This window comes from Actinomadura sp. NPDC000929 (assembly GCF_040492065.1).
GTDB lineage: Bacteria > Actinomycetota > Actinomycetes > Streptosporangiales > Streptosporangiaceae > Spirillospora > Spirillospora verrucosospora.
Genome location: NZ_JBEUPA010000262.1, coordinates 1 through 5446 on the forward strand (window position 1 = coordinate 1; position 5446 = coordinate 5446).

Below are 5446 nucleotides of genomic sequence, written 5' to 3' on the forward strand. Positions count from 1 at the left end.
GGCACGGGCCCGGAGGGCGGGCCGGTCAGTTGTCTGGCAGGAGCGGGCCGAGGGGGCCGAGGTCGAGGTACCGCTGCGTGAGGCCCCGGGCGCGCACCGTCACGGCACCGCGAGCAGGGCGGGAGAAGGATCAGCGCCCGGCCCGACCGGCGCGTATAAGCGTGGTGTAAGGTCCAACGACGCACGGGGCGAACGTCGCGAATCGACCGGCGACAGACCATCGGGGGTCCTGTCCGCCCCGCCCGTGGTAAACCCAGGACGAGCGCGAAGTCACGCGGTGATGGAAGAAGGCGAGGGGGCCCGCCATGAGGCATGCACGGGACGGGGCTGCCGCGGCGATGAGCGCCGCTTCCAGGATTCTGGTCGCGCGAGGCAAGAACGAGCCCCAGGAGATGGAGAACCCCGACGTCGCCTGGGGACAGCGCGCCCGTGACGGAGTGTGGGTGCCGACCCGGGACGGGCAGCGGATCCACCTCGGGATCGACGTCGCCGCGGCCGACACCGTCGCCCAGGTGCTGCGCCCGAGCCTGCGGGTCTTCGTCGGAGTGGACGTCGACACCGACATCGTCGCGCAGACGACGGCCGGCGGGGTGCGCCTGCTCACGGTGATCCACGGCCCCGACGCGCCCACGGAGTTCCGGTTCGCGATCTCCCTCGCCGACGGGCTCGCGCTGGAGTCGATGCCGTCCGGCGGCTACGACGTCGTGCACCTGCGGTACGGCGCCACGGTGGGGCGGCTCTACAACCCGTGGGCGAGCGACTCGATGTTCCGCCAGGTGAAGGCCGACTACGCCCTGGACGGCTCGGCCGTCACGATGCGCATCCAGCACACCGACGCCTACTACCCCGTCGTCGCCGACCCCCACTACGAGCGCTGACGCCCCGGCCGCGGCGGCGGGACCGGGTTCAGGAGGGCGGCCGCCTCACCGCCACGGGGTCCTCGAAGTCGAGCTCCCGCCCGATCTCGCGGAGCGTCTCGGCGCCGATCCGGCCCTTGCGGTAGAGCGCCTGGAGCCTGGCGCGCTGCGCCATGACCAGCTCGGTGCGGACGCGGCTGCTGTCCGGCGGGCGTGGCCCCTCGGCGCCCTCCCGGTCCAGGAAGTACCGGACGCGTTCGAGGCGCAGTTCGAGCATCTGCCGGAAGGCCTCGGCCGTCTGGTCGTCGACCTCGCCCTCCTCGGCGAGCTCGTCCAGCCGGGCCAGGGCCGCCTGGAGCCCCGCCTTGCGGGCGAGCATCGACTCCGTGCGCCGCCGTTCAGGCTCGATCAGCCCGAGCCGGCGCAGCAGGAGCGGCAGGAGCGGCGCCTGCCCGACCAGCGTGACCAGCACGACGAGCGCGGCGAGCAGGACCAGCAGCCCGCGCTCGCCGCCGAGGCCGATGGGCAGCGACAGCGCGATGGCCAGTGAGATCGCTCCGCGCATGCCGCCGAGGCCGATGACGAGCCGCTCCCGCAGGCCGAGGTCGGCCTGGCTGCGCCGGCCGCCGGGCACCAGCCGGGCGAGCGGCCCGTTGCCGAGCTGCCAGAGCAGCCGGACGCCGATGGCCACGGCCGACACCGCGAGCGTGACCGCCACCACCGTCCCCCAGGTCCGGCCGCCCGGGGCGCGCACGATCTCCCGGATCTCCAGGCCGAGCAGGACGAACAGCGCCGACTCCAGCAGGAAGGTGAGGATCCGCCAGAAGGTGGTGCCGGCCAGGCGCGAGGCGGGCTGCAGGAAACCCTCCCCGTGCGTGCCGATGGAGAACCCCGCGACGACCGTCGCGAGCACTCCGGACGCTCCGAACCGGTCCGCGGGGATGAAGGCGACGTAGGGCGTGACGAGGGAGACGATGATTTGGCTGACGGGATCGCTGATCCAGCGCCGGATCCGGCGGACGACGACGCCGACGACCAGCCCGTAGGCCACGCCGCCGAGCACGATCTGGGCCACCCGGGCCGCACCGTGCGCCACGGTGAAGTCGGTGCCGAGCGCCTCGACCGCCAGACCGAAGATCGTCAGCGCGGCGCCGTCGTTGATCAGGCTCTCGCCCTCCAGGATGGTGACCATCCGCGGCGGCGCGCCCAGCCGCTGCATCACCGCCGTCGCCGCCACCGGGTCGGTGGGCGACACCGCGGCGCCGAACGCCAGCGCGGCGGTCCAGCCGACGTCCGGCAGCAGGACGTGCAGCGTCGCGGCCACCGCGACGGTCGTGACGGTGGTCAGGCCGAAGGCCAGCGCGAAGATGGGCACGGCATCGGCGCGGGCCTCGCGCGGGGCGGTGAAGAACGCCGCGTGGTAGAGCAGCGGCGGCAGGAACCCGAGCAGCACCACCTCGGGCGGGACGACGACCGCGGGCAGCGCCGGCACGAACCCGGCCGCCAGGCCGAGCAGGACGAGCACGATGGCGTCCGGCACGCGCAGCCGCCCGGCCAGCCCGCGGGCCAGCAGGACCACGACGGCGACGGCCAGGAAGACGACGAAGAGCCGGTCCTCCTCCACGGCGATGGTCCTTGCCGGAAAGCGGCGGGGTAGTCGCGGGGGCCGGCCACGGGATGGAACGTTCCGTTCGGATGCCGGCGCCGTGGGCGCCAGCGTGTCCTGGCGGGGTGGGCGCCGACGTGCGCGGTTCCCGTCATAGGGTGGGGGCCACGGGCCGCGTCCCGGCCCCGGCGACGACGCCGGGCGCCCGACCGCCCGGGTCCCCCGAGACTGGAGTCATCGTGATCTTCACTCATGACACCGAGCACGCGCTCGCCGTCGTCGTCGACCTGATCAACACGAGCGCGGCGGCGTCCGGTGCGGAGGAGCTCGGCGGGCTGCCCGGGCTGCGGGAGTTCGTGGACCGCAACGCCTTCAGCGACGTGGGCGAGCTCACCGCCGCCGACCTGGCCCGCGTGCTGGAGCTGCGAAGCCGCTTCCACGCGGTGTTCCGCTCCGGGGACGTCCCCTCCGCCGTCCGGCGGATCAACGAGATCGTCGGCGAGGTCCGCACCACGCCGCACCTGACCGACCACGACGGCTACCACTGGCACGTGCACTTCTTCGCGCCGGGCGCGCCTCTCGGCGAGCACCTGGCCGCCGACTGCGGCATGGCGCTCGCCTATGTGGTCGCCGCGGGCGAACTGGACCGGCTGCGCACCTGCGAGGCCCCGGACTGCTCGCGCGTCCTGGTGGACCTGTCCCGCAACCGCTGCCGCCGGTACTGCGACAGCCGCACCTGCGGCAACCGCATGCACGTCGCCGCCTACCGCGCCCGCCAGCGCGCGGTCTGATCGCAGTGTTGGGGGGGCCGGGGGCCCGGGGGGGCCCCCCCCCGCCCGGGTCCGGATGTGGCGGCCGCCGTGGGAGCTGGATCTGCGGGACGTCCTGGCGCCGCATCGGCGCGGGTCGCGCGATCCGGCGTGCCGGTTCGAGCGGGACGGGTCCGTCTGGCGGACGTCCCACACCCCCGACGGTCCCGGCACGCTGCGGGTCGGGTGGGCCGGGGACGCCGTCGAGGCCGAGGCCTGGGGGCCGGGCGCCGAATGGCTGCTGGACGGGGTGCCGGAGCTACTGGGGGCGGCCGACGAACCGGACGGGTTCGTCGCGCGGCACGACGTCGTCCGCGACCAGGCGCTCAAGCGTCCGGGGCTGCGGATCGGACGGACGGGGCGGGTCTTCGAGGCGCTCGTGCCGGCGGTGATGGAGCAGAAGGTCCTGGGGCAGGAGGCGTGGCGCGCCTGGGCGTACCTGCTGCGCCGGTTCGGGCAGCCCGCGCCCGGCGCCCCGCACCTGCGGGTGCCGCCGCCGCCGGAGGTCTGGATCCGGATTCCCTCGTGGGAGTGGCACCGGTCCGGCCTGGAGGCCGTCCGCGCCCGGACGATCATCGGGGCGGCGCGGGTCGCGCGGCGGTTGGAGGAGGACCCGGGCGAGGCGCGGCTGCGGTCGCTGCCGGGCATCGGCGTGTGGACGGCCGCCGAGGTCAGGCAGCGCGCGGTGGGCGATCCCGACGCCGTCTCCGTCGGCGACTACCACCTGCCCGGCCTGGTCGGCTGGGCGCTGGCGGGCCGCAAGGTCGACGACGCCGGGATGCTCGAACTGCTGGAGCCCTACGCCGGTCATCGATACCGGGTCACCCGGCTGCTGGAATCGTCCGGGATGCACCCGCCGAGGCGTGGCCCCCGTTTGCCGGTGCGGGACTATCGGTCCTTCTGACCGGGGCCTGCGCCGTGCGGCGGCGCAGCCAGAAGTTGTTCCGGGTCCAGTCGAGGCCGTCCCGGCTGTCGGCGCCGAAGAGGGGGCCGAGGACGGCGAGGGCGATGATGAGGCCGAGCACGTACAGCATGGTCTTCTTCCTTGGGATCGCAGTGGCGGCGTTCCCGCGCGGGGCGACCGGGGGAGCCGGGGTCTCCGCTCTCACCGTCGCACCTACAGTTTGACTCAGTCCAACATTCAGGTCCAGCGAGGCTTTCTGTAGGGATTGTGTAAGAATCTCTTCACCATGTTGGATCTCGGACGTCTGCGGGTGCTGCGCGAGCTCAAGCTGCGCGGGACGCTCGCGGCCGTCGCGGACGCCCTCGGCTACACGCCGTCCGCGGTGTCGCAGCAGCTCGCGCAGCTGCAGCGGGACGTCGGCGTGCCGGTGGTCGAGCGCGCCGGGCGGCGGCTGCGGCTGACCGAGGCGGGCGAGGTGCTCGTCGAGCACGCCGAGGCGCTCCTGGAGCGGGCGAAGCGGGCCGAGGAGGCGGCGCTCGCCGCGAGCGGGCGCGTCGCGGGCGCGGTGCGGGTCGTCGGCTTCCAGACGGCGCTGCTGCACGTCCTCGCGCCGGCGCTGCCGCGGCTGGCGGATACCTATCCCGACCTCGTCGTGGACGTGCTGGACGAGGAGTTCCACCGGGTGCTCCAGGCGCTGGTGCTCCAGGAGATCGACGTCGTGCTGAACGACGAGTACTCGCACCTGCCGCGGCCGCGCAGGCCGGAGCTGACCTCCGAGGTGCTCGTCACCGAGATCATGCGGGTCGGGATGCCGGAGGGCCACCCGCTCGCCGGGCCGGGCGGCCCGGTCCGGATGGCCGACCTGGCCGGGTGCCCGTGGGCCACCGGGCACGTCGGCACCAACCACGCCGACCTGCTCGAACGGACGTGCGTGGAGCTGGGCGGCTTCCGGCCCGACGTCCGCTTCAGGTCCAACGACCTCATGGTGATCTTCGCGATGGTCGCCCAGGGCGGCGCCGTGTGCCTGGTGCCCGACCTCGCGCTCGCCGAGCGGGAGGAGGGCATCGTCGTGCGGGACGTCGCCGACGCCCCCGTGGAGCGCCGGATGGTCATGTGGACGCGCGTCGGCGCGCAGGTGCGGCCGTCGGTCGAGGCCGTCCTGCGCGAGCTGCGCCGCTCGGCGGACCTGCTGGTCGAACGCCGTCCGAGCTGCCGCCGCGGCGCGCCCTGACCCGGCCCCCCGCCGCGGCGCCCCGCACACCGGGCGGGG

The 5446-nt window shown here is 74.6% G+C and carries 5 protein-coding genes; 4 read left to right on the plus strand and 1 reads right to left on the minus strand.

Annotation, left to right across the window (positions count from 1 at the left end; genetic code table 11):
• Positions 1-305: 305 nt before the first annotated feature.
• Positions 306-878 (plus strand): hypothetical protein, encoded by a 573-nt coding sequence (locus ABWI04_RS41385; protein ID WP_345176309.1) that lies wholly within the window; start codon positions 306-308, stop codon positions 876-878.
• A gap of 28 nt (positions 879-906) precedes the next feature.
• Here the strand turns inward: ABWI04_RS41385 and ABWI04_RS41390 are convergent, their stop codons facing one another.
• Positions 907-2481, minus strand: coding sequence for a Na+/H+ antiporter (locus ABWI04_RS41390; protein WP_353835827.1), 1575 nt, complete (start codon positions 2479-2481; stop codon positions 907-909).
• Between the two features lie 221 nt (positions 2482-2702).
• Between ABWI04_RS41390 and ABWI04_RS41395 the strand changes: the two genes are divergently transcribed.
• From ABWI04_RS41395 to ABWI04_RS41405, 3 genes are all read left to right on the plus strand, one after another.
• Positions 2703-3254: a CGNR zinc finger domain-containing protein gene (locus ABWI04_RS41395; RefSeq protein ID WP_345176313.1), complete on the plus strand. Its 552-nt coding sequence runs from the start codon at positions 2703-2705 to the stop codon at positions 3252-3254.
• Between the two features lie 55 nt (positions 3255-3309).
• Complete coding sequence (locus tag ABWI04_RS41400; protein ID WP_353835828.1) at positions 3310-4176, plus strand: DNA-3-methyladenine glycosylase family protein; 867 nt, start codon at positions 3310-3312, stop codon at positions 4174-4176.
• 286 nt (positions 4177-4462) lie between these two features.
• Positions 4463-5407, plus strand: a complete 945-nt coding sequence (locus ABWI04_RS41405) for a LysR family transcriptional regulator (RefSeq protein WP_345177710.1) — start codon at positions 4463-4465, stop codon at positions 5405-5407.
• The last annotated feature ends 39 nt before the right edge of the window (positions 5408-5446 follow it).

Bases quoted from the DNA above. Each gene is read 5' to 3' on its own strand.
- ABWI04_RS41405 (WP_345177710.1), top strand. From the start codon at position 4,463: ATGTTGGATCTCGGACGTCTGCGGGTGCTGCGCGAGCTCAAGCTGCGC.
- ABWI04_RS41400 (WP_353835828.1), top strand. From the start codon at position 3,310: ATGTGGCGGCCGCCGTGGGAGCTGGATCTGCGGGACGTCCTGGCGCCG.
- ABWI04_RS41385 (WP_345176309.1), top strand. From the start codon at position 306: ATGAGGCATGCACGGGACGGGGCTGCCGCGGCGATGAGCGCCGCTTCC.